The sequence below is a fragment of the Bradyrhizobium sp. AZCC 1610 genome (assembly GCF_036924515.1).
Classification (GTDB): domain Bacteria; phylum Pseudomonadota; class Alphaproteobacteria; order Rhizobiales; family Xanthobacteraceae; genus Bradyrhizobium.
In genome coordinates this window covers 1,642,821-1,669,740 of the sequence record NZ_JAZHRR010000001.1, presented here as the reverse complement: position 1 = coordinate 1,669,740, position 26,920 = coordinate 1,642,821, and the positions used below count along the sequence as shown (strand labels likewise).

Here is a 26,920-nt window from a genome sequence, read left to right as displayed (position 1 = left end):
GCTTACCTTGCCCTACGCGCCGAAGCTAACGCCCGCTCCATCGCCTGCGTTACAATCACCGCGGAGCGCTCGTCGAGATGAACCCCATCCGCCCAGCGCAGCTCGCTTCGGTTGGCGTCGATGCGCAACCACCGGTGCAGATCGGAAAACCCGGCATGAATGATTTCCTGTGTGATCTCTGCCGCCCTCGAACTTCCGATTGGCTCCGAATAGGGCAACTCGAACAGCAGCACCCGCGCGCCGCGTTGCTCCACCTTCCGGATCAACTCTTCAATTCGCTTCGCATTAGCCCGCACGGCATCCGTCGGGTCCTCGGCGTTGAATTGCTGCAGCGCGCGATCCGCGTAGATCCGGCTGTCGAAATCGCTCGGCGGCTGCTCGACCAGTTTACGCAGGTTAACCGCCACCTGCTCATGGGTAAGGGGTGCGTGAAGTCGCTGCTCGTAGGCAGCTACCGCGGCCCTGACGGGCCGAAACAACAACGGCTCGGTGTCGCCCCGTGAATATCGTTCGACCAGCGCGGTGTCCGTTGTTCGCGACAAGACGTTCGCTTCGATAAGAATGATGGCGGGAAGGCGCGGCTGGTTCGCAACGATCTCGAGTCCGGTAACGGGGGAGCCTCCCGCAAGCGCCAGATTACGCAGCTTCGGCGTCGCAAAATATTCCTCCTTGAGGCGGAACGTGAGCGAACTGCCCACCAGCACGATGTCAGGCACAGGCTCGCGCAGGTAACGGCTCAGGGTGATCAGCGTGCCGTCGCGCGTCGTCGTGGCCGGCATTTGCAGCCCGCTGCCGAAGCGCGCGGTCGCAAAGCCGCAGGCGATCAACGCAACCACCGCACCGGCACCGCACTTTACCAGCCACCGAACCGCAGACATTTTTCCTCGCCTCTAGAACTGAAAGTAGATGAACGACGTTTCAGGACCGGCTTCCAGATACATCAGCGCAGCCATCGAGCCGTATAGATATGGCTCCGCCCAGCGAAGTCTTCCCTCGAACAGCGGACGAAAGCCAAGATGCTGGATCATGACCGGCAGCGAATAGAGCAGCGCCAGGCTGTAGAACAGCTTGGTCGGATTGGGATTCGCGCTCGGCGTAAACATACCCGTGAGGTAGCCGACCGCATGATCGAAGTTCGGCAGCTTGAAGAAGATCCAGAGCATGGTGACGCAGACAAAGACGATGGTCATCCGCGCCGCTCGAAACACCGCCAAATCGATCGAAGCCAGTCGCGCCAACAAGGGGCGCTCGAGCACGAGCAACAGGCCGTGCAACAGCCCCCACATCAGATAGCTGAGGCCGGCGCCGTGCCAGAGGCCGCCCAGTCCCATCACGATCATCAGGTTCAAATAGGTCCGCCATATGCCATGGCGATTGCCGCCGAGCGGAACGTAAAGATAGGTCCGCAGCCAGGTCGATAGCGAGATATGCCAGCGCGTCCAGAACTCAGAGAACGATGTCGAGATGTAGGGAAGATTGAAGTTGATCGGTAGGCGGTAGCCGAACAAGAAACCTAGGCCGATCGCAATCGCGGAATAGCCGAAGAAGTCCGCATAGATCTGATAGCTGTACAGGAAGACGAGCAGCCAGCGATCCTGGGTCTGCAGCGTCTCGTAGAGCGGGAAGCTCATGTAAGACGTCATTTCATTGAGGTTGTTCGCGACGTAGAGCTTGAAGAAAAATCCGGTCAGGATCCATTTCGCCGCCTCGACGAAGGGAATGTCCGCGAAATATTTCGGCTTGATCTGCGGCATGAACATTTCCGCGCGCGTGATCGGACCTGACACGAGCTGCGGAAAGAAGATGATGTAGAGGAAGACGCCGGTCAGCGTCGGCGGCGCCGCCTTCTGCCGGGTCAGATCGACCAGCAGGCTGATGTTGTGGAAGACGAAAAATGAAATGCCGATCGGCAGCGGCAGCTTCAGGAGGAAGTCAAGCGGCGCGAAGTCGACCAGGCTGGGGGACGCCGGATCGATAAACAGCAGCTTGTATTTGAAGAACGCGAGCAGCGCGAGGTTGAAGGCGATGCCGACCGGAAGCCAGACCTGCCGGTTTCGCAAGGCCAGGACCAGGAAGAGATAGGTTCCGAAAACCGCGACAGCCAACAGCGCCAGCAGTTCCGGCTGGCCATATCCGTAAAAGAACAGGCTGGCGAAGACCAGGAGATGGACCTGAAACGCCCTCAGCGCCGGCAGGTAATAGGCCGCAAATACGATCGCGACGAAGGCGCCGAACTGCCAGGAAGTGAAAGTCATGCCGCCCCAACGGTAGTTGAGGAAGCTCTAGCATTTCGACCCCGGAGGGCATAGGCGAAACCGGACCGCCGTCCCACAGCAGGCGACCCGAGCGGGCTCAGGCGCCGCTCAGTTCCGCCCTAGTGTACGGCAGTTCTAATTGCCGGCGGTGTTGAAGCGGGAGAGATCGCAATCCCGTTCGGCATATCTCACGCGCCGCAGGCCCTCGCGGTCTTCGACCACGGTCGGCCGGCAGCGTTCGTTCCAGGCGGCCTGGGCGCCTTCATCGGCCTTCAGCTCTTCCGCCGTCCGGGGCGTGATCTTCACGGTGCCGCGGCTGCCGACGAAGAAATTGGTCTGCTGGCTGGGAAGCAGCGGCGCGCCGGAGGCGATGGCCGCGGCCTTGGCATCCGCTGCAGCCCGCTCCGCGCGCGCGGCTTGGACGGCATCCGCGGCGTGGCCATGGTCCATCGCGAATTGCGCGGACGCGGACGATACCGAAGCAACGACAATCGAGATTGCGATGAAGACGCGCATTTGACACTGCCTCTTGAAATGAATGCCTTGCGTCAGCAATGACCGACAAGCATTGAGGCGCCGTAAAGCGGCGTGACTAACCGGGTCGCAATCTGGTCGATAAAGATTTAGCGGTCTTTCGGGCGCAACAAGGCGCCGGAAGCATCGGACCGGCAGGCCCGGAATGCTCCTCGCCGACTGCAAGGAGCGGAAACGATCGGTTATTCGCTGCGGCCGAACTCACAGCCCCTGCGGGCGTAAACCAGGCGGACGACGCCTTCGTCATCGTAGGTGCGCTTCGGCTTGCAGTACGCTTCCCACTTTTCGATGCTGGCGCGCCTTGCCTTTTCGTCTTCCTGATCCTGCGCCGCGTTGCGCGGCGGGTCGTCCAGGTAGGACGTCGTGCACACCTTGCCATAGAACTTGCTGTGGGTGCAGCGTTCCACGATCTGCCATGCCTGTGCCGACGTCGACAGCAGGGTGAGGGTCGCAATTGCGTAAAGGATTTTCATGTTGTCGCTCATCGCTATCGGAGACGTTCTCCGTGCGGAATAGCTAGCGCCGGAGTTCTCGCGGGCGCAACGGTAACCCTTTGTTAAGCTAAATAGCGTGGACAAAGGTTAAATCTGGAACCCGCATTCTGTCGCTTCTTGCTACGCTCCTCGAAAAACAGCGCGCGCCAGTTCAGCTACGGGACAACATCGTCCGTCGTTGGCACAACGCAAACGCGGCTTCGGTTGTCGCCTGCTATAGCGTTTTTGAGCGAAATAGGTTCCGGTTCGCGTGAAGAAAACGTCAAAGCGAGAATCTGGAGCTCGGTTCTGATTCAATCAGAACCGAAGTTCTAGACCACGGTCCGGTGCCGTTCGATGCAGGTTTTCAAAACCTCGTCTATCGGCTTTCCCCACCAGTCGTTGGAGAAGATCTCGATCTCGGAATAGCCGGCAAAGCCCTGCGCCTCGACCGCCGCTCGCACAGATTTGATGTCTATAACGCCATCGCCCATCATGCCACGGTCGTTGAGGATGTCCCTGGTCGGCACCAGCCAGTCGCAGACGTGAAACGCGAGCAGGCGATCCTTTCCTGCGCGCGCGATCTGCGGCATCAATTCCGGATCCCACCAGATGTGATAGACGTCGAGCGCGACGCCGAGCGCGCCGGTGTGCTGCGGATCGAGTTGGTCGCAGATATCCAGCGCCTGCTTCGTCGTATTCACGCAGGCGCGATCGGCTGCATAGGCCGGATGCAAGGGCTCGATTGCCAGCGGCATATTGGCCTGCTTCGCATACTCAAGCATTTCGGCGATGGCGTCGTGAACCTGCGCGCGCGCGGCCGCGATGTCCTTCGAGGCAGCACTTCCCGGGCGCGAATATTGCGGCAGCCCGCCAACGACCAGCACGATGCAGGGCGCGCCCAGCGCCTTGGCTTCGTCGACGGCGCGGCGATTGTCGTCACGCGCCTCAACGCGGTGCGCCACATCCGCCGTGAACATGCCGCCGCGGCAATAGCCCGATAGTTCGAGCCCGGCGTCGCGGACGGCCCGCACAGCGCGGTCAAGGCCCACGGCCGCGACCTGGTCGCGCCAGGGATCGATGGCGCGGATGCCGTGGCGTGCGCAGGCCTCGATGATGGCGACGAGATCGCCCTGCTTGCGGACGGTCGCCGTGTTCAGCGAGAGCCAGCGATGATCGGAAGAAAAATCGCGCATCAGGGCTCGATGCCACGCGTCGCCAGCACCGTCTTCATGCGCCGTGTCGCCATTTCAGGGTTGGAGAGCAGCCCGGCCTTGTCGGCCAAACGAAACAGTTCGGCCAGATGCAGCGTCGAGCGCGTGCTCTCCTGCCCGCCGACCATGGTGAAATGGTCCTGATGGCCGTTGAGATAGGCCATGAACACGATGCCGGTCTTGTAGAACCGCGTCGGTGCCCTGAAGATGTGGCGCGACAGCGGCACGGTTGGCCCCAGCACGTCGTGGAAGCCGGCCTCGTCGCCGGCCGCGAGCCGCGACAGCGCGTAGGACGCTGCCGGCGCGATGGCATCGAAGATGCCGAGCAGCGCGTGGGAAAACCCATTGTCGTCGCCGGCGATCAGTTCGGCATAATTGAAATCATCGCCGGTATACATCTTGACGTTCTTGTCCAGACGCCGGCGCATGTCGATCTCGCGCTGCTTGTCGAGCAGCGAGACTTTCACGCCATCAACTTTGGACGCATTGGCGTTGATGATGGCAACTGCAATATCCATCGCCTTGTCGAGGTCGGCAGTACCCCAGTAGCCAGCCAGCGCTGGATCGAACATGTCGCCGAGCCAGTGGATGATCACGGGCTCGCGGACCTGCGACAGCACGCGGTTATAGACCTTGGCGTAATCGTCGGCGCTGCGGCCGAGTTTCGCCAGTGCGCGCGAGGCCATCAGGATGATACGGCCGCCGGCCTTCTCCACCGCGGCGATCTGTTCCTCATAGGCACGGATTACGTCATCGATCGTCTTGGCATCCTCCACCGCGAGGTGGTCGGTGCCGGCGCCGGAAAACACCAGCGCGTTGCCCTTTGCCTTGGCCACCTTGACCGAGCGTTGAATCAGTTCCAGCGAAGTCGGCCAGTCCAGCCCCATGCCGCGCTGCGCGGTGTCCATCGCTTCGGCAACGCCGAGGCCGAGGTCCCAGACATGCTCGCGGAACGCGATCGTGCGGTCCCAGTCGATCGCAGCGTTAAGCCAGGGATCGTTGTCCGCCAGCGGATCAGCCACCACATGCGCGGCCGAGAAGGCCACGCGGTTCAGCGTGCCTTCGAGCTTCGCTGGAAACGTCCGCGACGCCGCCAGGCGATAGGTCTCGATCGAACGGTCTGCCGCCGGCAATTTCAGCGACAGCGATGACATCGGCAGGACAGGCTTGTTCATGGTTGGGCCTCCTCACACCTTGATCGGGGCAACGTCGATCCAGCGCCGCTCGCGCCAGCTCTGCAGCGCGCATTCGGCAAGCTGCACGCCCTTGGCACCTTCCAGCAGCGTGAACTTGTAGGGCGCGTCTTCGCAGACGTGGCGGATGAACATCTCCCACTGCTCCTTGAAGCCGTTGTCGTAGACGACGTTTTCCGGAACCCTTTGCCAGTCGGCGAAGAAATCGTGGGTGCGCTTTTCGTCCGGATTCCACACCGGCCGCGGCGTTGCCTGACGCGGCTGGATCACGCAATCGGTCAGGCCGGCCACGGCCGAGCCATGGGTGCCGTCGACCTGGAAGGTCACGAGATCGTCGCGATAGACCCGCGTCACCCAGCTCATGTTGATATGCGCGATCACGCCGCCCTTGAGGCGGAAGGTCGCGTAGGCGGAGTCGTCGGCCGTCGCGGTGTACTTCTTGCCCTTCTCGTCGAAACGTTCTGGAATATCCGTAGTGCCGAGGCAAGAGATGCTCTCTACCTCGCCGAAGAGATTGTCGAGCACATAGCGCCAGTGGCAGACCATGTCGAGGATGATGCCGCCGCCGTCCTCGCTGCGATAATTCCACGACGGCCGCTGCGCCTCCTGCCAGCCGCCTTCGAACACCCAGTAGCCGAACTCGCCGCGCACCGAGAGCATGCGGCCGAAGAAACCGGAATCACGCAGGAACGCGAGCTTCTTCAGGCCCGGCAGGAACAGCTTGTCCTGCACCGTACCGTGCTTGACGCCCCTGGCGTTGGCAAGCTTCAGCACCGCCACCGCCTCATCCAGATTGGTCGCGATCGGCTTTTCGCAATAGACGTGCTTGCCGGCTTCGATCGCCTTGGTCAGCAGCGAGGGACGCGCCTGCGTGGTGGCGGCGTCGAAGAAGATGGTGTCATTCTTATCGGCGAGCGCCTTGTCGAGATCGGTCGACCAGCGCTCGACGTTGAAGCGCCTGGCGAGCCGCTCGACCTTGTCAGCGTCGCGGCCGATCAGGATCGGGTCGGGCAGCATACGGTCGCCGTTTGCGAGCACCACGCCACCCTGGTCGCGGATCGCGATGATGGAGCGGATCAGATGCTGGTTGAGCCCCATGCGGCCGGTCACGCCGTTCATGATCAGGCCGAGGCGTTTGGTCGTCATACTGCTTTCTCCAGGGGAATTCGTGTTGCCGGCTGCGCCAGCGGCTGCATCGTGGACCAATCCGGATGAACGGAGGTGGCAAAGCCGGGTGCCGTCAGCGATCCCGTCAGGAGATCGCCGTCGTGGATCGCGAGCCGGACCTTGTCGCCGTCGCGGACATAGAGATCGGGATGGCTGGCGAGAAACGCCTCCGCCTCGGCGGCCGGCGTATCGCCAAAGCCGTCGACATAATGGTGACCGTTGCGCTCGGCATGGGTGACGCCGATCAGCGCGCCGAGCGCGAGATCCTGCTGCACCGCCAGTCCCGCCTGGCAGGTCAGGTCCTCGCCGGCGATGAAGCATTTTTCACCGGCGGCGCTCCATTTGGCCGCGCGCGTCGCATTGATCACCGACTTGTAGATGCCCTTGCAGGATTTCGAGGAGATGCCGCGATAGCCAAGCGCTCTTGCCACCGGGAACACGTCGTAGGAATCATCGGCCTCGTCGATGATGAAATCGCGCCGCGCCAGCGCACCGAGCGGCGACTGCCGCATGGTGTCGCGCGGCATCGGCTGCTCGATGTACAGTAATTTTGCCGCGATCGGATTCAACGCAACATCGCGGTCGAGGCGATCGACCAGCGCGCCCAAGGCAGCGAGATCGGCATACTGCTCGTTGGCGTCGAGCGTGACACGGTAATCATAGGGCAGCGTGGCGAGCTCCCTGCCGATGCGGTTCAGTCGTTCCGCATCGTGCTCGGGATCACCGTTGAGCTTCAGCTTGAAGTAGCGGGCGCCGGCGTTTTCCTTTTGGTCGGCCACGCCGCCCTCGCCTTCGACCTTGTCGTCCATGCCGACGGTGTGCCGGATCGCGACGCGCTGCAGCCGCTTTCGGCCAGCGAGAAATCGCGCAATATCTTTATCGCCGAGATCGCGTGACAGGCGCGCATCGACGCCGGCGATATTATCGGCCATGCCGTCGAAGAAGTTGACGCCTACGCAACGCAGCAGGGCATCCAGGATCGCCTTGTCGATTTCAGCCGGTCCATAGGCTGCGGCAAGCGGCGGGATGTCTTCCTTCGCGCACGCCTCGATCTGCGCGCCGATACACGCCGCATGCAGACCGAATGCGGTGTCGAAGATCGAATGCGCCAGATAGATGTCTCGCGCGATCATCAGCGAGCGCCGCAGCTCGGTCACCGTCTCTTGCGGCGAAAGATGCGGCCGCTTATCGAACCATTTTGGTACCAGAAATTCAGCGCTGGCGCCGATCGCCCTGCCCTTGCCTTCGACCTCGATCTCGACGCGCACGAAAGCCTGCGGCGTCGCGTTGATCACGACCGCACCGAACCGGAACGGCCGGGCAAAAGTGACCTGCCGTTCAAAAAAAGCGATGTCCTTTACGGCTAAGCGTAGCGGCATTGAAAGCCTGTCTCAGTCCAGCGCGCTTTGGGTGAAGAAATGCTTGCGAATGCGCTGCACCAGTTCGGTGAAGGCGGGATCAGCCATCGCGTCCAGCGAGCGCGGGCGAGGCAACGGCACGTCGTAGATCGCCGCGATCGCGCCGGGGCGTTCAGTCATGACCAGCACGCGGTCGGCCAGAAACACCGCTTCCGGAATCGAATGCGTGATCAGCAGCACGGTCTTGCCGGTTTCGCGCTGGATGCGCATCAGCTCGACATTCATCTTCTCGCGCGTCATGGCGTCGAGCGCGCCGAACGGCTCGTCCATCAGCATGATCTTGGGATCGTGCACCAGCGCGCGGCAGATCGAAGCGCGTTGCTGCATGCCGCCCGAAAGCTGCCAAGGCAGTTTCTTCTCGAAACCTTCCAGGCCGACCAGTTTCAGCAACGCTTTCGCCCGCGGCAGATACTCGTTGCGCGGCAGTTTCTTCATGTCGATCGGCAACATCACGTTGGACAGGATGTTGCGCCATGGCAGCAGCAGCGCATTCTGGAACACGATGCCGACATTGCCGTGCGGCTTCGTCACCTGTTCGCCCTCGACCAGTATTTCGCCGGTCGACGGCGCGAGCAGTCCGGAGATCATCTTCAAGAGCGTGGACTTGCCGCAGCCGGACGGGCCGACCACGACGAAGAACTCACCCTCGTTGATGTGAAAATCCAGCGGCCGCAGCGACGGCACGTCGCCGTCGCGCGAACGATAGGTTTTTGAGACGCCGGACAGCGTGATGCCAGGCGCCGCGCTGCCGGCGCGATCCGACACCAGGCGCAGATGCGCGCCTGGCTGGTCGATCTCGGTGGGTTTGGTCGCGGGATTCATTTAGCCAAGTCCACTTTAGAAAAGTCTCTCCACCCGTCGCCCCTGCGAACGCAGGGACCCATGCGCCGTGCCCTTTCGTTCGGGCACGGGGGTGGAGACCTTCTGTAACAACGCAGGCCGGTGGCTGTAGGTCCCTGTTCCGTGCGCAACCGCGCACTACGCAGGGACGACGAGATCACAAGGCCCCTCACGAACCGCCCTGCGGCAGGTAGTCGTTGGTGTAAAACGCCTTCGGATTGTCCTTGGCCTTGGCGTCCAATCCGCCATATTCGACCATCAGGTTGACCGTGTCGGTCATGTTCTGGTCGGTGACCTGGAACGGCCGCTTGCTCTTGGTTTCCGCCGTGCGGTAGAGCGGGATGGTCAGTTCGAACCCCTTCGTCAGCGTCTCGATCTTGCCGCCCTTCGGGTTGGCGTCAAGGATCGACTGTGCGGCGCCCTTGGCGTCCTTCTCGGCGGCTTCGACCGCCTTGGTGGTCGCCGACATGAAGCGCTTGACCAGATCGGCGTTGGCCTTGACGAACTCGGTGTTGGCGACGACGCCCGAGCAGACCATGTTGATGCCGTAGTCGGCGAACTTGATCGCGTTGACGTCCTTGCCGGTGGCGTCCTTGATCTTCATCGACTGGTCCATGACGTAGCCGAGCAACAGATCAGCCTGGCCGTTGATCACGGCGTTCAGCTTGGTCTGGCCGTCGCCCGCCACCGTCTGGAAATCGCTTTCCTTCAGACCGGTCTTCTTCAGGAACAGCGGCCAGATCTGCGTCATGGAATCGGCCGGCGTGATCGCCACCGTCTTGCCCTTGATGTCCTCGGGCTTCTTGATGTTCTTTTCGACAAAGCCCATCGCCGACATCGGGCTGGTCTGCAGCAATACGCCGGTGGCGACGATCGGGGCGCCCTTCACGGCCGCGCGCATCATCGTGGGCACGTCGACATAGCCGAAATTGGCGGTCTTGGCCGCAACCGCTTGCGTGGTCGCCGCCGAACCGCGGCCTTCCTGGATCTCCAGGTCGATGCCTTCGGCGGCATAGATGCCCTTGGCCTTGCCGTAATAGAACGGCGCGTGCTCACCATAGACGTACCAGTTCAGCATCAGCACCACCTTGTCGGCGGCCGATGCGGGAACCACTGCAAGCGCGGTCCAGATCAGCGCGGCGGAGATCGCCGTTATCGTTCGTATCATGGTCATCCTCCCGTTGGTGTTGTTGCGAACCTTGGTGGGCCGCTTTTGGTTTGGCTTACGAAGCAAAAATGAGGTCCTCGCGCTGGCTGACATGCCAGGGGATCACGAGGCTTTCGATGCGGTCGACGATCCAGAACAGGACCACGCCAAGCAGCGCCAGGATCACCAGCGCGGCAAACATCGTCGGCAGATCAAAAGTTCCGATCGAGCGCTGCAACACATAACCGATGCCGGAATTGGAGCCGACGAATTCGCCGACCACGGCGCCGACGACCGCGAGCGTGATGGAGACCTTCAGCCCGGAGAAGATCGCGGGCATCGCATGCGGCAGGTTGACGGCGCAAAATACGCGGAAGCGGCTGCCCTGCATGGCTCGCGCGAGATCGACCATGTCAGGGTCGACCGATTTGAAGCCCTGCACCGCAGACACCACCACCGGGAAAAACCCGAGCAGGAATGCCGAGATCACTTTCGGGATGATGCCGAAACCGAACCACACCACGAACAGCGGCGCGATCGCGATCTTCGGCACCGATTGCGAGAATACGAGTAGCGGATAGACGTAGCTTTCCACCGTCTTCGATCCCGCAATCAGCATGGCGACGGGAATGCCGAACACCGCCGACAGCAGGAAGCCGCAAATGGTGGCATAGGTGGTGGGCCAGGCCTGCCGCAGCAGTTCCGGCCAGTCCGTCCACAGCACTGCCACGACATCGCCGGGCGCGGGGATCTGGTAGGCCGGAATCTGGAACAGGCGGATGGTGAGGTCCCACATCACAACGATGAAAAGCAGGAACAGAAACGGCCGCACCCATGCAGCATTCAGCGCTTTCGACACGCCACTCTCGCGCTTCAGCTCGGCCACGTCCCGCTCCCTGATGATCGTCTCTTCTGGAACGAAATTAACCCGTTGGATAAATACTAGCAAGCGGGTTTTCGTGCGGTATTTTGTCGTTCCTGCCGTCGTTCCCGCGAAAGCGCCCCCCCCCCCGGGCGTTATGCCCCCGGAATCCCGTCGCCCCTGCGAACGCAGGGGCCTATAACCACGGGCGCCTGTTTTGCGAAGACTGGGGCCGCCGTCCGGTACGACAACAATCAAGATCGGTGGTTATGGGTTCCTGCGTTGGCAGGGAACGACGGGTTAGACCGGCTGATGCGCCGGCGACCGCACGCCGGGCAATGCCGGCTTGCCGAAATCCGCCGTCGACTTGCCCGTGAGCGCCGCCAGCACCAGCGCCACCATATGGGCGAGGCGCTCGTCCCTCGCCTCTTTCTTCAGGAGGTCGCGGCCGAAGATCACCGAGAGTGTCGCGCTGTTGGAGAGATAGAAGAAGCACAGCCCGGCAATCGAAATGTAGAGCTGCACGGGATCGATGGCCACGCGAAAATCGCCGCTTTCGACGCCTCTTGTCACCACCGTGCGGATCATCTCGACGAACGGCGAGTGCATCGATTTGACCTTGGTCGAGCGCTTCAGATGGCGCGCTTTGGCGAGGTTTTCGGTGTTGAGCAGCGCCAGAAACTCCGGGTTGCGGAGGAAATAGTTCCAGGTGAAGTCGATCAGCCGCTCGATCGCCTCGGGCGGATCGAGATGTTCAAGATCAAGCCCGCGCTCCTCAGAACGGATCTTCTCATAGGCGCCTTCCAGCACCGCGAGGTAGAGGTTTTCCTTGTTGCCGACATGGTAATACAGCATGCGCTTGTTGGCGCCGGCATTGGCCGCGATGCGGTCGACGCGCGCGCCGGCCAGGCCATGGGCAGCGAATTCCTGCTTGGCGGCCTCGAGAATGCGCAGCCGCATGCCCGCGGGGTCGCGCTGCCATTTCTGAACGCGTTTTGCCTTTGCCAAATCAGTCGCCCGGTGCTCGCATGGGCCAAGCTGTAGCATGCAAGGTGCGGTTTGAGAATGAATCCTGCCGCATTTCCTTACCCTCCCCTCATGCATCCTTCCCCGCCGACGGCTGCACCAGCAGCGTCGGGACGCCGGACGTGCCGCTGCGCACCGTCATAACCCGCGTCCCCGGCTTGCGGCCGGTGCGGACTTCCGAGACGTCGACCCCTGCCTGAGTTAGCCGCGCATGGGTGGCGTCGATGTCGGCCACACGCCAGCACAGGCCGCGCAGCTGGTCCTGCGATGTATCTGCCGGCGTGCCCGGCCGGTGCGTCACCTCGACAATGAGGTCGCCGCAGCGGAAGAACATCAGCCGGCCCCAATCCGGGTGCGAGCGGTCGAGCGCCATGTCGAGGCCGAGCCGCGCGCCATAGAGGGCTGCGGCCCGTTCGGGGTCTGACGTCGAGACCACGACATGGTCCAGCGCCGTGATCGATCCGGTCGTGGTTCGCACCGACAGCGGACGCTCCTTGTCACGCTCGAGGAAGAACATGCGGACGCCGCGCGTGGCCTCCGTCGCCGCGCGGGTCCGCTTCCACGCCAGCGTCGCGCCGGAGATCGCATCGCGGCTTTCGACCTCGGCAATGGCAGCGGGCTTCAGCGTGAGCCGGTCGAGTCTGCGATGCATTTTGGCGATATCGCCGGTCCGGAAGCAGATGCTTGCGAGTCCCTCGCCCTGGGCCGCAAGCACCGCGCGAATCCGGGCCGCATTGGCGCCCTCGCCGCTCGGCGCCATCAATTCCAGCGTCGTGTTGTCGAGCGTGAACAGGACGCGGTCGGCGCCATCGCCGCTGTTCTGCCAGGCCGGCGCGCGGGCAAACAGGGTCTGGTAAGCCGCGGAGGCCGCGTTGATATCGCCGGTGAGAACGACGACGTGATCGAGGCCGGTGATCACGGGAACAGGCCTCGCGTGTTCTTGGCGGCGCGGACCTTCTCCACGCCGATCGCCATCGCCGCGGTCCGATGCGGGATATTGTCCGCCTTGGCGCGCGTCACCATGGTATCGAAGGCGCGATCGAGGATGGCGTATTCGCGCCGCGTCACTTCCTCTTCCTCCCAGAACAATTGCTGCAGGTCCTGCACCCATTCGAAGTAGCTGACCACCACGCCGCCGGAATTGCAGAGAATGTCGGGAATCAAAAACACTTCGCCCTGGCGCTTTTCCAGCACGAGGTCGGCCTCCGGCGTGGTCGGGCCGTTCGCGCCTTCGGCCAGCACGCGACATTTGAGATTTTCCGCGACGCTGGCATCGATCACCCGCTCCATCGCCGCCGGCACCAGAACGTCGCAGGGCAACGTCAGGATTTGCTCGGGGTCGAAAGTCATCTGGTTGGAGAATCCGGCGATGCTGCCATGCGCTCCGGCATGCCGCATCAGCGCGGGAATATCGAGCCCGGCCGGATCGTGCAACGCGCCGGTGTGATCGCTGACCGCGATGATCTTCAGGCCATACTGATGCAGCTCCAGCGCCGCATAGGAGCCGACATTGCCAAAGCCCTGGATCACGGCGGTGGCGGTGCCTGGATTGATCGACAGCTCCTTCAGCACGCGCCGGGCGAGATAGGCGACGCCGCGCCCCGTCGCTTCGCGCCGGCCAAGCGTGCCGCCTGACGATACCGGCTTGCCGGTCACGATCTCGGTCACGGTGCGGCCCTGGTACATCGAATAGGTGTCCATGAACCAGGCCATCACCTGCTCATTAGTGCCCATGTCAGGCGCCATCACGTCGGTATGCGGGCCGACGAACGGAATCATCTCCTGCATGTAGCGGCGCGACAGCCCTTCCAGCTCGCGCTTGGAGATCTTGGCGAGATCGACGTTGACTCCTCCCTTGGCGCCACCATAGGGCAGCCCCACCAGCGCACATTTCCAGCTCATCCAGATCGCGAGCGCTGCTACCTCGCCGATGTCGACGGAGGGCGCAAACCGCGTGCCGCCCTTGGTCGGCCCGAGGGTGAGGTGATGCTGGACGCGATAGCCTTCGAACACAGCGACCGTGCCGTCGTCGCGGTGGATCGGGCATGAGACGGTAACTGACCGCTTCGGCATCAGGATTCGGTCGCGCTCGTCCATGGGGATTTCGAGATGGTTGGCGATGACGCCAAATTGGTTAACCGCCATGTCGAACACCGGACCGGAATAAACGGTCATCATTTCCTCCACTTCTGTGGCGCCGCCGGGAAACCCGGGCAGCCGCCAGCCGTTATACGGCAGTATGCCTAGATCCCTAAGGACGGTCGTCGTATTCTCCTCATACTCCCATCTCAAGCTGCAAAGACGGCACGGTTGCGAATAATTTCAGCGAATGCGTCCGATAACCGGTGCTAATGTATCTGCGCCGCGCCGGGACACCCCCCAGCTTATGACGGAAAACGAATGCAGGCTCTCTTCATCGGACAGACCTATATCGACGTTACCTTCATCACCGACCACATGCCGACCGGCGACGAAAAACATGTGGCCTCGGCCTACGCCGTGTCGTTTGGCGGCAACGCCGTCACCGCGGCGTTCTGCTGCGCCAAGCTCGGCGTCGTGCCCGACCTGATCGCAACGGTGGCGAACGACTGGCTCGGCCGCATGTTTCAGGACATGAGCGCGAAATACGGAATCTCGATCCATCCGCGCAAGGTCAACTCCTCGTCGCTGTCGTTCATCATGCCGAAAGATGGCAAACGCGCCATCGTGCGCTGCCGCGACGACGAGCACATTCATCCCTTCCCGATGCTGAACTTGAAGGGCTGCCGCGCGCTGCATGTCGACGGCCATCAGCCGGACGCCGCCATTCATTACGCAAAACTCTGCCGCGAGGCCGGCATCCTGACCTCGCTCGACGGCGGCGGCCTGCGCACCAATACACATGAGCTCCTGGAATTCATCGACGTCGCCATCGTGGCGGAGCGGCTGTGCGAGCAGATGGACAAGACGCCGGAGGCCATGCTGGATTACCTGAAGAGCCGCGGCTGCCGGATCGGCGGCGTCACCATGGGTGAAAAGGGCCTGCTCTGGTATGACGAGACCGGCGCCGTCCGCCGCCTTCCCGCGCTTTCGATTCCGTCCGAACGCGTCATCGACACCAACGGCGCAGGTGACGTCTTCCACGGCGCGTATGTCTATTCCTATCTCGCCAATCCCGCTAAAAGCTGGCAGGAGCATTTCGAGTTTGCGCGCGCTGCCTCGACCTTCAAGATCCAGCGCCTCGGCAACGAGGCCGGCCTGCCGATGCTGGCAGATCTCGAGGCGATCATGCGGGAGTTTCGGATAAGCGCCTGACACGGCATAGCGTTTTCGAGCAAAGTGGGTACCGGTTTGCGTAGTGAAAACGCGTCAAAGCAAAAGGACTAGAGCCGGTTCTGATGAATCAGGACCGATACGGCTCTAGACGGGGAATTGCAAGCATGGGGCGCGTGTTCGTTGCCGGCAGCATCAACATGGATGTGGTGACGACGGCCGACCGGCATCCGAAGGTCGGCGAGACCGTCGCCGGCAAAGCCGTGCATTATTTTCCAGGCGGCAAGGGCGCCAACCAGGCCGTGGCCGCCGCAAAACTCGGGGCGCCGTCGACGCTGATCGGCCGACTGGGCATGGACGCGTTCGGCCAGCAATTGCGGCAGTTTCTCGCCGCGCAAGGCGTCGACCTCGCTCTGGTCAAGGACACCGCGGATATCCATACCGGGACGGCCGTGATCACCATTGCCGACGCCGACAACACCATTGTCGTCGTGCCCGGCGCCAATGCGCTGGTCAGTGCCGAGGATGTCGCCGCGCCCCTCCTTGCCAAAGGTGACGTCGCCGTCAGCCAGTTCGAAATTCCGCAGCCCACGATCGCCGCCTTCTTCAAACGGGCGCGTGCGGCCGGGGCGACCACGATTCTCAATCCCGCGCCGGCGATGGCCTGCAGCCCGCAATTGCTCGAACTCGTTGACATCATGATCCTCAACGAGACCGAGCTTGGGCTTCTCGCACAGGCCGAACTTCATGATACCGACGAGCCCGCCCGTTTCATTGAAGCAGCGCGACGCCTGCCAACCGCTTCAAACAAGATCATCTGCGTTACGCTGGGCAAGCGCGGCGTGCTAGCGCTTGTGGGCGGTGAGTCCTCGTTGATTGCGGGGCGCGCTGTGAAGGCGGTGGACACCACCGGCGCCGGCGATTGCTTTGTCGGCGCCCTCGCCGCGCAGCTTGCCGATGGAAAGCCGATCCGCGACGCGCTTGATTACGCCAATGCCGCCGCATCGATCTGCGTGCAGCGGATGGGCGCCGCACCGTCGATGCCGACAGCGGCCGAAGTGGCGGCGGTTTTGCGTTCGTAGCCCGGATGCAGCGCAGCGAAATCCGGGATCATCCTCCGACTTAAGTCAGGGCACCCTTCAGGTCGAAGCCGGCATCTGCCGCCTGCTCGGGCGTGATCGAGCCGTGGGCGGCAAGCAGGCGCCGTCCGAACATGTGATCGCCGGCGCGATTGACCGACTCGATGCCGACGAGCTGCCCATCCCTGTAGCAGAACGCGGAGAACGCCCCCTGGGCACGATCGCCGCGCACCGCAACGCGGTCGTAGCCGGTGGTCAGTCCCACCATCTGCAGCTTGTCGGGGCCCTGATCGCTCCAGAACCACGGCAAGCCGTCGTACGGCTTGGCATCGCCAGTCAGCCGGGCCGCGACGCAACGCGCGTGGTCGGTGGCGTTCTGCACCGACTCCAGCCGCAACGAGCCGCCGAACCGTGGGCTCGCATACAGCGTGCAATCGCCAATCGCCGAAATATTCGGATCGGCCGTGAGGAGATGCTCGTCGACAACGATTCCGGCCGCCACCGGCAAGCCGGCCTCCGCCGCCAGTTCGACGTTGGGCAGGACGCCGACGCCGACTACGATCAGGTCGGTTTTGATATGCCGCCCGTCGCTGAGGCTCACCCCGGTAACCTTGCTGCCGTCGCTCTCGATGCTCGTGACCTGCACGCCGAGATGAATCCGGATGCCGGCCGCGGCGTGCCGCGATTGAAAGTATTCCGAGATTTCCGCAGTCACCGCGCGCGCCATCACCCGCGGCGCGAGCTCGATGACGTCGACTTCGAGGCCCTTGGCCCGGGCGGTCGCAGCGAATTCCAGGCCGATAAATCCGGCGCCGATCACGATGACGCGCTGACCCGGAGCGATGTAGTCGCGCAACGACTGGCTTTCGTCGAGCGTCCGCAAGTAGCGCACGCTGTCAAGATTGGCGTTGGGAATGTCGAGCAGGCGATTGCGCGCGCCGGTCGCCAGCACCAGATGACCGTAATCGAGTGAAGCGCCGGAGGCGAGCAACACCTTGCGCGCGGCGCGGTCGATCGATACCGCGCGACCTGCGATCAGATCGATGTTCTGGTCATGATAGAATTTTTCCGGGCGGAACATCAGGCTGTCGGGTCCGCCGGTCCCTTTCAGATAGGCCTTGGATAGCGGCGGCCGCTGGTACGGCAGATGGCCTTCATCGTTCAACAGCGCGATACGTTCGGAAAAGCCGTGCTGGCGCAGCGACATCGCGAGCTGGAAGCCTGCGTGGCCCGCGCCAATGATGACAACCGGTCCTGCCGTCATGGGCACATCCTACGTTCGAGCGCACGGGAATGACCCATGTCGTTTCCTCTCCACTGATTTTGGCTTGCCTGTCTCGTCCCTTGGAAGCGGCGCTCGTGTCCGTTCCGAACGATGACAGGCCCTATCTGACCTCATGGCGCGAAGAGACGCAAGAGCGCCGTGGCCCAAGAGGCAGGATTGCGTGGTATTTTGCGGACCTCGCCGGGGATTGTCACCTCCTGCCTTCTGCTATTTAAATGCTGGCCCCGTTCCGAGCCGAGGCCCAGCCATGCCGACCTCCGATGATACCGCCGCCAACGCCCCTGCCCTGCTCAGGATCGAGGGCCCGATTGCCACCATCACTCTGAACCGGCCTGCGGCCTTCAATTCCATCAATCTATCGATCGCGCAAAAGCTCGAGCAGCTCGGCGCGGAGGTCGAGGGCAACGACGATATCCGTGTGCTGGTGATCGAGGGCGAAGGCCGTGCCTTCTCGGCCGGCGGCGATCTGCAGACCATCGGCGCTGCCGCTGCCAATGATACCATCGCGCCCGTGGTCGGCGAGCTGCTGAAGCACTACCACGCCTTTATCGAAACGATGCGGCGGATGCCGAAGATCGTTCTCTCCAGCGTCCACGGCTCCGCCGCCGGTGCCGGCATGAGCCTGGCCTTCGTCACCGACCTCTGCATTGCCGCCGATGACGCCCGCTTCACGCCGGCTTACGCCAAGATCGGCGTCTCGCCGGATGGCGGCAGCACGGTCGGCGTGGTCGGCACCGTCGGCACCCGGCGCGCGCTGCAGCTATTCTTGGCGGAAGACAGTTTTACCGCGCAACAGGCCTATGAATGGGGCCTGGTCGCCCGCGTCGTTCCGGCAGCGGAACTGAAGGGGGAGACGCGCAAATTCGCCGAACGGCTGGCGCAGAACCCGCCCGCGGCGATCGCAGGTACCAAGTCGCTGGTCTATCAGGCCGCGGTTACGCCGACCAGGCAGCAACTCGACGCCGAAGAAGCGAAGATCATCGACGCCATGCACACCGATGAGTTCCGCGTCGCAGTGAAGAAATTCACCAGCAAGTCGAAGTGAAATCGGTGGCGGCGTTAGCTGGCGCACCACTCGCGATGTCGTCCCTGCGAACGCAGGGACCCATACGCCGCGGCACTAATTGTTTGGAAGACGTCAGCCATCGCGCTTCTATCGATAGGACAACGCGGTATGGGTCCCTGCGTTCGAGCCTGTGAGGGAATTGAGCTTAGTAGGGGCGGGTTGCCGCTAGCGATGTCGGAGCGGCGTTTGGTGGGCCGGTCGGTTGATGCGGTTACCTCACTGGCTCTCTCCGTCGAACTCTGGTCACGTGGGTCTGCTTCGCAGCCGGTGCGCGGCCAGCAGATTATTGGCGAGCGCATGCCAGAGCGCCACTGCCGCGGCCTTGATCAGGCCACGCACCGGAATGAAGCCGAAGCCGTGGTTTTTGAGGTTGGCGTTGATCCGCTCGATGAGCTTGCGCCGTGCGTACACGTCGGTGCCCGCCTGCGTCGCCATCCGACTGCGCCACTCTTTGACACTGTCAGGCTCGCGGGCCCGCGCTCTGGCCCGCCTGACAAGCGTCTCGGGTTTGACATCCTGACGGTCTGAAGGTGGTGGCGTATAGACCTTCACCGGTCCGGCCGCATGCTCCGACAGAGTGGCGATGTCCTCGGCAGTCGCGTAACGGGTGTCGATGAGAAGCGTCTGTGGTGCTTTGCCGTAGCGGTTCACCAACTGATCCACCATCGGCATCGCCAGGCCGGCATCGTTGCGTCGATCCGTCATCTCTACTGCGACAATGATGCCTGGCCGGGGCGCCACCGCGATCTGTGCATTATAGGCCGGACGAATGGCCCCGTCCGGAAAGCGCATCGAGCGCGCCTGCGGATCACTCAGCGAGACTTTCGGCTCAGACTTCTTCGCCTCGTCCTTGGCATGGGTCTTTTCTCGTTTCGCCTTCTCCGCCCGCATCCGCTCAAGCGCTGCCCGCGCGCGTTCGGCGCGTTCCTTCACTTCCCGAGACCCTCGCTCCTGCGCCGCCCGCTTGCGGCGCGAAGACGCCTCCGGATCGCTCTCGGTTTCCGCCTTGAGCGCCGCAAGCCGCTGCTCCACGGCAGCTTCAATACGATCAAGCCTGCTGCCGCGCTTGAACGATTCACGGCTGGCATTCGCTCGAACCTTGGTGCCGTCCACCGCAATCTCGGCAAGCGACACCACCCCTTCGGCAATCAACGCCGTTACGCTCTCCGTCAGAAGCCGATCGAGAACCTCCACATGCGCAACCCGGAAGTCCGCAAGTCCGTGATAGTTGAGCGGTACCCCGCCGGCGATCCAGCGGTACGCCGGATCGTGCCGTGCAAGCCGTTCAAGTTGCCGAGCCGAACCTACTCCTTCGATCGTCGCATAGAGCCAAAGCGCCAATAGAACCGCCGGATCGGGCGGCGGGCGTCCAGGTTCCCCTTCACGGGCCTTGATCGCCTCGTAAAGCTGCGAAAGGTCCAAGCTCTCCACAAAACTCATCACAATGCGGGCGCGATGGTCGCTCGGAACCAGAGCTTCCAAATCCACAAAGTCCCACTGCGCCTGCGTCCGATCAGCCTGAATAAACCGTGCGTCACTGCTCATCGAATAACCTCGTTCGATGCAAGTGAATCACAGCGCAACCAGCCGCTCAATCCTATTCCCTCACAGGCTCGTTCGCAGGGACGACATTGACCTAGTCCCTGCCCTGCCCCCGCATGAAATCGAAGTCGCAGCCTTCGTCGGCCTGCAGAATCGTCTCGTTGAACAGATGCGCGTAGCCGCGCTTGGCCCATTCGGGTGTGACGGCCGGCGCAAGCGCTGCGCGGCGCTGCTCCAGCTCCGCCTCGTCGACCAGCACATCGATGCTGCGTTTCGCAACATCGAGGCGGATCATGTCGCCGTTCTTCACCAGCGCCAGCGGACCGCCCACGGCGGATTCCGGCGTGATGTGCAGCACGATGGTGCCGAACGCGGTGCCACTCATGCGCGCGTCAGATATCCGCACCATGTCCTTCGTGCCGCCGCGCGCGAGTTTCTTCGGGATCGGCAGATAGCCAGCCTCTGGCATTCCGGGCGCACCCTTGGGACCGGCATTGCGCAGCACCAGCACGTCATCGGCGTTGACATCGAGATCGGGATCGTCGACCCGCAGCGTCATGTCCTCCACGGATTCGAACACTACGGCACGCCCCGTATGCTGCAGCAGTTTCGGACTTGCCGCCGAATGCTTGATGACGGCTCCGCGCGGCGCAAGATTGCCGTGCAGCACCGCCATTGCGCCTTCGCTCTTGATCGGATTGTCGCGCGGACGGATGGCGTCTTGTCCCGGCACTTCCTCGGCGAGGGCTACGACATCACGCAGCGTTTGCCCCGTAATGGTTTTGGCACCGAGGTCGATGAGATTGCCAAGCTGCGCCATCAGTTTGGGCACGCCGCCGGCATGATGGAAATGCTCCATGTAATGCTCGCCTGACGGTTTCAGGTCGATCAGCACGGGCACCTCGCGGCCGAGCTTGTCGAAAGTCTCGAGATCGATGCGGTGTTTGGTGCGGTTAGCGATTGCCGTCAGATGAATGAGCCCGTTGGTCGAGCCGCCGATCGCCTGCAGCACCACCTGCGCGTTGCGGAACGAGGCGGGCGTCAACAATTCGCTCGGCTTTGGCCCCTTCGCCATCGCCATCGCGGCCGCCACCCTGCCGCTCGCCTCCGCCGAGCGAAAGCGCTCGGCATGCGGCGCCGGGATCGTCGCGCTCATCGGCAGCGACAGACCGAGCGCCTCGGTGATGCACGCCATGGTGCTCGCGGTGCCCATCACCATGCAGGTGCCGACTGAGGGCGCAAGCCGGCCGTTGACGGCTTCGATCTCGTTGTCGTCGATTTCGCCGGCGCGATATTTCGCCCAGAGCCGCCGGCAATCGGTGCAGGCGCCGAGCACCTCGCCCTTGTGATGCCCGACCACCATCGGCCCCACGGGAATGACGACGGTCGGCAGGTCGGCGGAGACGGCTGCCATGATCTGCGCCGGCAAGGTCTTGTCGCAACCGCCGATCACGACCACGGCGTCCATCGGCTGGGCGCGGATCATCTCCTCGGTATCCATCGCCATCAGGTTGCGCAGATACATCGAGGTCGGATAGGCAAAGCTCTCGGCGATCGAGATGGTCGGGAACACCATCGGCGTTGCGCCGCTCAGCATTGCGCCGCGCTTCACCGCTTCGATGATCTGCGGAACGTTGCCGTGACAGGGATTGTAGTCGCTATAGGTATTGGTGATGCCGACGATCGGCCTGTTCAGCGCATCATCCGAATAGCCCATGGCCTTGATGAAGGCCTTGCGCAGGAACAGCGAGAAGCCAGCATCGCCATAGCTCGTCAGTCCCTTGCGAAGTCCGTCGGCCATTTTCTTGCTTCCTGTCTTCGAGGCTTTAGCTTCCGGGCGCCCTGGTGAGCCCGGGCCACGGTATGATCGTCAGTATGGTTTCCGGGGCCGCGCCGCAAGGGCGCATGACCCGGAATTAGAGTTCTCACTTCCAGTCGATAATCCTGTTCTTGTCGCCGTCGAACTCCGTGCTGCAGAACGTACCGCCCTGGTAGTAATCGCCGACCGGATCCGGCCTCAGCTTGGCCTGCTCGGCCATCGCGTGTTCGCGAAAATCCTCTCCGCGGCCGGTCGGCCGGTAGCCGAGCTCGTAGGCGCGATGGTTGTCCCACCAGGCACGCTCGTTGTGGGAGGCGCCGTAGAAGATCTCGAAGTGAATATCGGGATGATCGAGCCCGATGCGGCAGAGCTGCACCAGGTCCTCCGGCTTCAGCCAGATCGACAGGCGCCGATGATCGAGCGGCATCTCGCCGAAATTGCCGATACGGATGCAGGTGACACCCAGTCCATGCTTGTCGGCATAGAGCGCACCCACCGCCTCGCCGAACACCTTGCTGACGCCGTAGCGGCTGTCTGGGCGCGCGGTAACGTCGGTGCCGATCCGGTGATGGCGCGGGTAGAAGCCGACCGCATGGTTCGACGAGGCGAACACCACGCGTTTGACGCCCTTCTTGCGTGCGGCCTCGAACAGATTGTAGCCGCCGATGATGTTGGCCTGCAGGATCGAATCCCAGGGACCTTCGACCGAATAGCCGCCGAAATGCAGGATACCGTCGACGCCTTCGCAGATCGCCTCGACCTGGGCCAGATCGGCGAGATCGGCCGCCTTGAACTTCTCGTCCTTGCCGAGATCGGCCGGCGCCTTCAGATCGCTCAGCAGCAGGTCCGGATAGATCGGCGGCAGCAGCTTGCGCAGGCTCGTGCCGATCCCGCCGGCGGCGCCGGTCATCAATATGCGTGGCATTTCGTTCCTCTTATCTCTCGACCGATTTGCGGTCATTAGCCGACAATGATAGCAAATCCAACTGTCAGGGAAACGCAACAACGAGAACAGCAAATGTCCGATGCAGCATCGCACTCCGCCGGCTGGCGTCCGGCGACGTATTACCCCGATCCGGCCATTCAAGCCCTCGATCCGCGCTTTGAAAAATATTGGCTCAAGCTGTCGGCGGTGGAGCGGCTGACCACCGGCCTGCGCTGGGCCGAAGGGCCGGTGTGGGTCGGCGACGGGCGGTATCTCCTGTGCAGCGACATTCCGAACCAGCGCATCATCAAGTGGGAGGAGGAGACCGGCCACGTCAGCATCTTCCGCAAGCCGTCCAACTTCGCCAATGGCAATACCCGCGACCGCCAGGGGCGGCTCGTGACCTGCGAGCATGGCGGGCGGCGGGTGACCCGCACCGAATATGACGGATCGATCACGGTGCTGATGGATTCCTTTGACGGCAAGCGGCTGAACTCGCCGAACGACGTCATCGTGAAGTCCGACAGCTCGATCTGGTTTACCGATCCGGTATTCGGCCTGCTCGGCAACTACGAGGGCTACAAGGCCGAGCCCGAGATCGACGCCAATGTCTACCGGATCGACGGCGCGACCGGCAAAGCCACCATCGTCGCCGAGGGCGTGCTCGGGCCGAACGGGCTGTGCTTTTCGCCGGACGAGAAGATCCTCTACATCATCGAATCCCGCGGCGTACCGAACCGCAAGATTCTCGCCTATGACGTCGCGGCCAGCGGCGACAAGCTTTCCAACAAGCGCGTCCTCGTCGATGCCGGCCCCGGCACGCCGGACGGCATGCGCTGCGACATCGATGGCAATCTGTGGTGCGGCTGGGGCATGGGCGATCCCGAACTCGACGGCGTCGTGGTGTTCGCGCCCGATGGCGTCATGATCGGCCGCATCGCGCTGCCCGAGCGCTGCGCCAACCTCTGCTTCGGCGGATTGAAGCGCAACCGTCTGTTCATGGCCGCGAGTCAGTCGATCTACGCGCTGTACGTGAACACGCAAGGCGCGCCGGGAGGATAAGTCCGAGCGCCCCTCACGCGTCAATTCATCCCTTCTTTTCCTGTGCGGCGGCGGTTTGCTTGACGAGCGCGTCCTCAAACGCCTTTTCCAGCGTCGCGGCGTAGGCGTTGAACTCGCCGGGATTGACGAACGGATTGGGCCCGCCGTCGGCGAGCTTGTCGCGCTTCTCCGCCATCTTGTACATTTCCGGATGCGGCGCGAGCAGCACATCCACCTTCATGTCCTTTGCCCGCGCGAATGTCTGCCGGTAATCGGTAACGATCCCGGGATAGGTCGGGTTGGTCACGAGCCGGTTCAGCGCCACGGTGCCGCTGCAGAAGATGAGGACGGAGCGCGTTGCGTCACCATCCTTCACCGAGAACGCCCAGCTCGTGCAGCCCGGCGAATGGCCGGGCGTTTCACGGGCGGTCAGCGTGACATCCCCCACCGTAACCGTGTCGCCTTCGCGCACCGTGCGATCCACCTTCACCGGCGGAAACGCCAGCGCGGTATCTTCCCGCGCGCCCGGATAGTAGCCGCCTTCGAGCAGCGGCTTGTCGGCGTCGCCGGCGACAAGCTGGCCGCCGCTGGCCTGTTTCATTTCGGCGAGGCCGCCGGTGTGATCGATATGCGCGTGGGTATTGAGGAGATATTTGATGTCGGTGACCTTGAAGCCCAATTTCTCGACGTTCGCTTTGATCTGCGAGGTTGCTTCCGGCATCACCGTATCCACCAGGATATGGCCTTGCGGAGACGTGATCAGGTAGGACGCCAGGCCGTCGGTTCCGACATAATAGACGCTGCCGATCATCTTGAACGGCTCGGTCGGCGTGTTCCACTTTACCTTGAGGGCCGCGAGCAGATCCTTGACGGTCTGGGCCTGCACTGTCCCGGCAAGCGGCAGCAGCGCAACAAGCGCGACGGCGATTTTCTTCACGGGCATCCTCCATCTTTTCTTGTTGCGTCGTCGCCGTGTCGGCTGCGGCATCGACGTGAGTCTTAGCCTGACGGTGATTCTGGTCAAAAAAATGCCGGCCGCCTTTCGGCAGCCGGCATCTTTCACACACGGCGCGAACGCCGCATCAATTTACGCCGCGTTGTAGCCGGCGACGGCCTTCACCTCGAGATATTCCTCAAGGCCGTACTTGCCCCATTCGCGGCCGTTGCCGGACTGCTTGTAGCCGCCGAACGGCGCGGTGCGGTCGTTCGGCACGCCCTGCAGGTTGATGTTGCCGGCGCGGATCTGGCGGGCCACCCGGCGCGCGCTTTCCACCGTATCGCCCGAGACGTAACCGGCGAGACCATAGGGCGTATCGTTGGCGATCTTCACCGCATCGGCTTCATCCTTGGCGCCGATGATAGTGAGCACGGGCCCGAAGATTTCCTCGCGGGCGATCGTCATGTCGTTGGTGACGTCGGCGAAGATGGTCGGGCGCACGTAGAAGCCCTTGTTGACGCCCTCAGGCAGACCGGGACCGCCGGCGACCAGCGTCGCGCCTTCGTCGATGCCTTTTTTGATCAGCGCCTGGATCTTGTCCCACTGGATACGCGACACCACCGGACCGATGGTGGTCCCTTCGGCGCGGGGATCACCCGCCTTGGTCTTGTCGGCGACCGCTTTTGCGATCGCGGCGACTTCCTTCATCTTCGACAGCGGCACGATCATCCGCGACGGCGCGTTGCACGACTGTCCGGAGTTGTTGAACATGTGCATCACGCCACCGGTGACCGCCTTGGCGAGGTCGGCGCCTTCGAGGATGACGTTCGGCGACTTGCCGCCCAGTTCCTGGCTGACGCGCTTGACGGTCGGGGCGGCGCGCTTGGCGACATCGACGCCGGCGCGGGTCGAACCGGTGAACGAGATCATGTCGATGTCAGGATGCTCGCTCATCGCGGCGCCGACTTCGGGGCCGAGGCCGTTGAGCAGGTTGAACACGCCCTTCGGCACGCCGGCTTCATGCAGGATTTCGGCGAAGATCAACGCCGAGGTCGGCGTGAATTCCGAGGGCTTGAGGATCATGGTGCAGCCGGCGGCGAGCGCGGGCGCGACCTTGCAGGCGATCTGGTTGAGCGGCCAGTTCCACGGCGTGATCATACCGATGACGCCGACCGGCTCGCGCAGCACCACGGCGGTGCCGACGTTTTCCTCGAAATGATAGTTCTTCAACACTTCCAGCGTGGAAGCGATGTGGCCAAGGCCGGCGCCGGCCTGCAGCCGTTCGGCCATCGGCAGCGGCGCGCCCATCTCGTCGGACACGGCGGCGCCGATGTCCTTCATGCGGGTCTTGTAGATCTCGATGATCTTCTCGAACAGCGCGATGCGCTCCTCGCGGCTGGTCTGCGAATAGGTCACGAAGGCGCGTTTGGCGGCGGCGACGGCCTTGTCGACGTCGGCCTTGGAGCCGAGCGCAACTTCGTACATCGCTTCTTCGGTCGCCGGATTGACGACGGGGGTGGACTTCTTGACGGCGGGATCGACCCAGGCGCCATCGATGTAGAATTGCATGCGATTGACCATCGGAAACCTCTTTATCTCGGAGTAATGGAGGGAGGAACGGTAGCGTTCGGCAGGCATCCTTGCACGAAAGCCAGGGCAGTTGAACCCGCCATATGCGGGGTGCCGCGATGCGGCAGGCGCTGGATATAAGGACGGGGATAGGAGGGTGGCAAGGTGCTCGTCGTCATCCTCGCAAAGGCTGGGGCGCGTGGCATCTTGGGTCCCGGCTCAGCGTCGCGTCACTACGTGCCGCGCCGCGTCCGGGACACGAAATATCGCGTCTCG

General features: G+C 62.9%; 24 protein-coding genes. 4 read left to right on the top strand and 20 right to left on the bottom strand.

The annotated features are described in order from the left end of the window. Positions 1–2: 2 nt before the first annotated feature. From V1279_RS08090 to V1279_RS08025, 14 genes are all read right to left on the bottom strand, one after another. A complete protein-coding gene (locus V1279_RS08090) occupies positions 3–827 on the bottom strand; it encodes a hypothetical protein (RefSeq protein ID WP_334434181.1) in 825 nt (274 codons plus the stop codon). A gap of 63 nt (positions 828–890) precedes the next feature. Further along, entirely contained in the window at positions 891–2,255 is a 1,365-nt protein-coding gene (locus V1279_RS08085; protein WP_334434179.1) for an MBOAT family O-acyltransferase, read from the bottom strand. A gap of 135 nt (positions 2,256–2,390) precedes the next feature. After that, a complete protein-coding gene (locus tag V1279_RS08080; protein WP_334434177.1) occupies positions 2,391–2,771 on the bottom strand; it encodes a hypothetical protein in 381 nt (126 codons plus the stop codon). A 200-nt stretch (positions 2,772–2,971) separates the two neighbouring features. Beyond that, the gene (locus tag V1279_RS08075; RefSeq protein ID WP_334434175.1) at positions 2,972–3,262 is read right to left on the bottom strand and encodes a hypothetical protein; all 291 of its coding nucleotides are present in this window, start codon (positions 3,260–3,262) and stop codon (positions 2,972–2,974) included. A gap of 332 nt (positions 3,263–3,594) precedes the next feature. After that, a complete protein-coding gene (locus V1279_RS08070; RefSeq protein ID WP_334434173.1) occupies positions 3,595–4,458 on the bottom strand; it encodes a sugar phosphate isomerase/epimerase family protein in 864 nt (287 codons plus the stop codon). Further along, positions 4,458–5,651 (bottom strand): dihydrodipicolinate synthase family protein, encoded by a 1,194-nt coding sequence (locus tag V1279_RS08065; RefSeq protein WP_334434171.1) that lies wholly within the window; start codon positions 5,649–5,651, stop codon positions 4,458–4,460. Before V1279_RS08065 ends, V1279_RS08070 begins: the two co-directional genes overlap by 1 nt. Before the next feature lie 12 nt (positions 5,652–5,663). Further along, positions 5,664–6,815, bottom strand: a complete 1,152-nt coding sequence (locus V1279_RS08060; RefSeq protein ID WP_334434169.1) for a Gfo/Idh/MocA family protein — start codon at positions 6,813–6,815, stop codon at positions 5,664–5,666. After that, positions 6,812–8,215: a hypothetical protein gene (locus V1279_RS08055; RefSeq protein WP_334434167.1), complete on the bottom strand. Its 1,404-nt coding sequence runs from the start codon at positions 8,213–8,215 to the stop codon at positions 6,812–6,814. Before V1279_RS08055 ends, V1279_RS08060 begins: the two co-directional genes overlap by 4 nt. A 12-nt stretch (positions 8,216–8,227) precedes the next feature. Further along, positions 8,228–9,076, bottom strand: a complete 849-nt coding sequence (locus tag V1279_RS08050; RefSeq protein ID WP_334434165.1) for an ABC transporter ATP-binding protein — start codon at positions 9,074–9,076, stop codon at positions 8,228–8,230. 187 nt (positions 9,077–9,263) lie between these two features. Beyond that, positions 9,264–10,262 (bottom strand): ABC transporter substrate-binding protein, encoded by a 999-nt coding sequence (locus tag V1279_RS08045; protein WP_334434163.1) that lies wholly within the window; start codon positions 10,260–10,262, stop codon positions 9,264–9,266. Positions 10,263–10,317: 55 nt separating this feature from the next. After that, the gene (locus V1279_RS08040; RefSeq protein ID WP_334434161.1) at positions 10,318–11,127 is read right to left on the bottom strand and encodes an ABC transporter permease; all 810 of its coding nucleotides are present in this window, start codon (positions 11,125–11,127) and stop codon (positions 10,318–10,320) included. 276 nt (positions 11,128–11,403) lie between these two features. Then, positions 11,404–12,111: a TetR/AcrR family transcriptional regulator gene (locus V1279_RS08035; protein WP_334434159.1), complete on the bottom strand. Its 708-nt coding sequence runs from the start codon at positions 12,109–12,111 to the stop codon at positions 11,404–11,406. Positions 12,112–12,199: 88 nt separating this feature from the next. Continuing rightward, positions 12,200–13,048: a VOC family protein gene (locus V1279_RS08030; protein WP_334434157.1), complete on the bottom strand. Its 849-nt coding sequence runs from the start codon at positions 13,046–13,048 to the stop codon at positions 12,200–12,202. After that, positions 13,045–14,304, bottom strand: a complete 1,260-nt coding sequence (locus tag V1279_RS08025) for a Glu/Leu/Phe/Val family dehydrogenase (protein WP_334434155.1) — start codon at positions 14,302–14,304, stop codon at positions 13,045–13,047. The genes V1279_RS08030 and V1279_RS08025 overlap by 4 nt, the downstream gene beginning before the upstream one ends. Before the next feature lie 225 nt (positions 14,305–14,529). Between V1279_RS08025 and V1279_RS08020 the strand changes: the two genes are divergently transcribed. Next, a complete protein-coding gene (locus V1279_RS08020; RefSeq protein ID WP_334434153.1) occupies positions 14,530–15,423 on the top strand; it encodes a sugar kinase in 894 nt (297 codons plus the stop codon). 125 nt (positions 15,424–15,548) lie between these two features. Further along, positions 15,549–16,463, top strand: a complete 915-nt coding sequence (rbsK, locus tag V1279_RS08015; RefSeq protein WP_334434151.1) for a ribokinase — start codon at positions 15,549–15,551, stop codon at positions 16,461–16,463. 40 nt (positions 16,464–16,503) lie between these two features. On the opposite strand, the gene V1279_RS08010 is transcribed toward rbsK, so the two are convergent. Next, positions 16,504–17,724 carry an NAD(P)/FAD-dependent oxidoreductase gene (locus V1279_RS08010; protein WP_334434149.1) on the bottom strand — a complete coding sequence of 407 codons (1,221 nt, stop codon included), beginning with the start codon at positions 17,722–17,724 and terminating at the stop codon, positions 16,504–16,506. Positions 17,725–17,992: 268 nt separating this feature from the next. On the opposite strand from V1279_RS08010, the gene V1279_RS08005 reads away from it, so the two are divergent. Continuing rightward, on the top strand, positions 17,993–18,790 hold the full coding sequence (locus V1279_RS08005) for an enoyl-CoA hydratase/isomerase family protein (protein ID WP_334434147.1): 798 nt from the start codon (positions 17,993–17,995) through the stop codon (positions 18,788–18,790). 264 nt (positions 18,791–19,054) lie between these two features. Here the strand turns inward: V1279_RS08005 and V1279_RS08000 are convergent, their stop codons facing one another. From V1279_RS08000 to V1279_RS07990, 3 genes are all read right to left on the bottom strand, one after another. Further along, positions 19,055–20,356: an IS1182 family transposase gene (locus V1279_RS08000; protein ID WP_334434145.1), complete on the bottom strand. Its 1,302-nt coding sequence runs from the start codon at positions 20,354–20,356 to the stop codon at positions 19,055–19,057. 91 nt (positions 20,357–20,447) lie between these two features. After that, positions 20,448–22,154, bottom strand: coding sequence for an IlvD/Edd family dehydratase (locus tag V1279_RS07995; RefSeq protein WP_334434143.1), 1,707 nt, complete (start codon positions 22,152–22,154; stop codon positions 20,448–20,450). A gap of 124 nt (positions 22,155–22,278) precedes the next feature. Continuing rightward, on the bottom strand, positions 22,279–23,097 hold the full coding sequence (locus V1279_RS07990; protein ID WP_334434141.1) for an NAD-dependent epimerase/dehydratase family protein: 819 nt from the start codon (positions 23,095–23,097) through the stop codon (positions 22,279–22,281). A 93-nt stretch (positions 23,098–23,190) separates the two neighbouring features. Between V1279_RS07990 and V1279_RS07985 the strand changes: the two genes are divergently transcribed. After that, positions 23,191–24,159 (top strand): SMP-30/gluconolactonase/LRE family protein, encoded by a 969-nt coding sequence (locus tag V1279_RS07985; RefSeq protein ID WP_334434139.1) that lies wholly within the window; start codon positions 23,191–23,193, stop codon positions 24,157–24,159. Between the two features lie 25 nt (positions 24,160–24,184). On the opposite strand, the gene bla is transcribed toward V1279_RS07985, so the two are convergent. Both bla and V1279_RS07975 read right to left on the bottom strand, forming a co-directional pair. Continuing rightward, positions 24,185–25,075: a subclass B3 metallo-beta-lactamase gene (bla, locus tag V1279_RS07980; RefSeq protein ID WP_334434137.1), complete on the bottom strand. Its 891-nt coding sequence runs from the start codon at positions 25,073–25,075 to the stop codon at positions 24,185–24,187. Between the two features lie 150 nt (positions 25,076–25,225). Further along, positions 25,226–26,656 (bottom strand): aldehyde dehydrogenase family protein, encoded by a 1,431-nt coding sequence (locus V1279_RS07975; protein ID WP_334434135.1) that lies wholly within the window; start codon positions 26,654–26,656, stop codon positions 25,226–25,228. Between the last annotated feature and the right edge of the window lie 264 nt (positions 26,657–26,920).

Excerpts from the sequence above, each read along its gene's own strand:
- V1279_RS08070 (WP_334434173.1), bottom strand. The coding sequence starts at position 4,458 with ATGCGCGATTTTTCTTCCGATCATCGCTGGCTCTCGCTGAACACGGCG.
- V1279_RS08055 (WP_334434167.1), bottom strand. The coding sequence starts at position 8,215 with ATGCCGCTACGCTTAGCCGTAAAGGACATCGCTTTTTTTGAACGGCAG.
- V1279_RS07990 (WP_334434141.1), bottom strand. The coding sequence starts at position 23,097 with ATGCCACGCATATTGATGACCGGCGCCGCCGGCGGGATCGGCACGAGC.
- V1279_RS08050 (WP_334434165.1), bottom strand. The coding sequence starts at position 9,076 with ATGAATCCCGCGACCAAACCCACCGAGATCGACCAGCCAGGCGCGCAT.
- V1279_RS07995 (WP_334434143.1), bottom strand. The coding sequence starts at position 22,154 with ATGGCCGACGGACTTCGCAAGGGACTGACGAGCTATGGCGATGCTGGC.
- V1279_RS08005 (WP_334434147.1), top strand. The coding sequence starts at position 17,993 with ATGCCGACCTCCGATGATACCGCCGCCAACGCCCCTGCCCTGCTCAGG.
- V1279_RS08085 (WP_334434179.1), bottom strand. The coding sequence starts at position 2,255 with ATGACTTTCACTTCCTGGCAGTTCGGCGCCTTCGTCGCGATCGTATTT.
- V1279_RS07985 (WP_334434139.1), top strand. The coding sequence starts at position 23,191 with ATGTCCGATGCAGCATCGCACTCCGCCGGCTGGCGTCCGGCGACGTAT.
- V1279_RS08080 (WP_334434177.1), bottom strand. The coding sequence starts at position 2,771 with ATGCGCGTCTTCATCGCAATCTCGATTGTCGTTGCTTCGGTATCGTCC.
- V1279_RS08010 (WP_334434149.1), bottom strand. The coding sequence starts at position 17,724 with ATGACGGCAGGACCGGTTGTCATCATTGGCGCGGGCCACGCAGGCTTC.
- V1279_RS08075 (WP_334434175.1), bottom strand. The coding sequence starts at position 3,262 with ATGAAAATCCTTTACGCAATTGCGACCCTCACCCTGCTGTCGACGTCG.
- V1279_RS08000 (WP_334434145.1), bottom strand. The coding sequence starts at position 20,356 with ATGAGCAGTGACGCACGGTTTATTCAGGCTGATCGGACGCAGGCGCAG.
- V1279_RS08060 (WP_334434169.1), bottom strand. The coding sequence starts at position 6,815 with ATGACGACCAAACGCCTCGGCCTGATCATGAACGGCGTGACCGGCCGC.
- V1279_RS08065 (WP_334434171.1), bottom strand. The coding sequence starts at position 5,651 with ATGAACAAGCCTGTCCTGCCGATGTCATCGCTGTCGCTGAAATTGCCG.
- V1279_RS08020 (WP_334434153.1), top strand. The coding sequence starts at position 14,530 with ATGCAGGCTCTCTTCATCGGACAGACCTATATCGACGTTACCTTCATC.
- V1279_RS08025 (WP_334434155.1), bottom strand. The coding sequence starts at position 14,304 with ATGACCGTTTATTCCGGTCCGGTGTTCGACATGGCGGTTAACCAATTT.
- rbsK (WP_334434151.1), top strand. The coding sequence starts at position 15,549 with ATGGGGCGCGTGTTCGTTGCCGGCAGCATCAACATGGATGTGGTGACG.
- V1279_RS07975 (WP_334434135.1), bottom strand. The coding sequence starts at position 26,656 with ATGGTCAATCGCATGCAATTCTACATCGATGGCGCCTGGGTCGATCCC.
- V1279_RS08045 (WP_334434163.1), bottom strand. The coding sequence starts at position 10,262 with ATGATACGAACGATAACGGCGATCTCCGCCGCGCTGATCTGGACCGCG.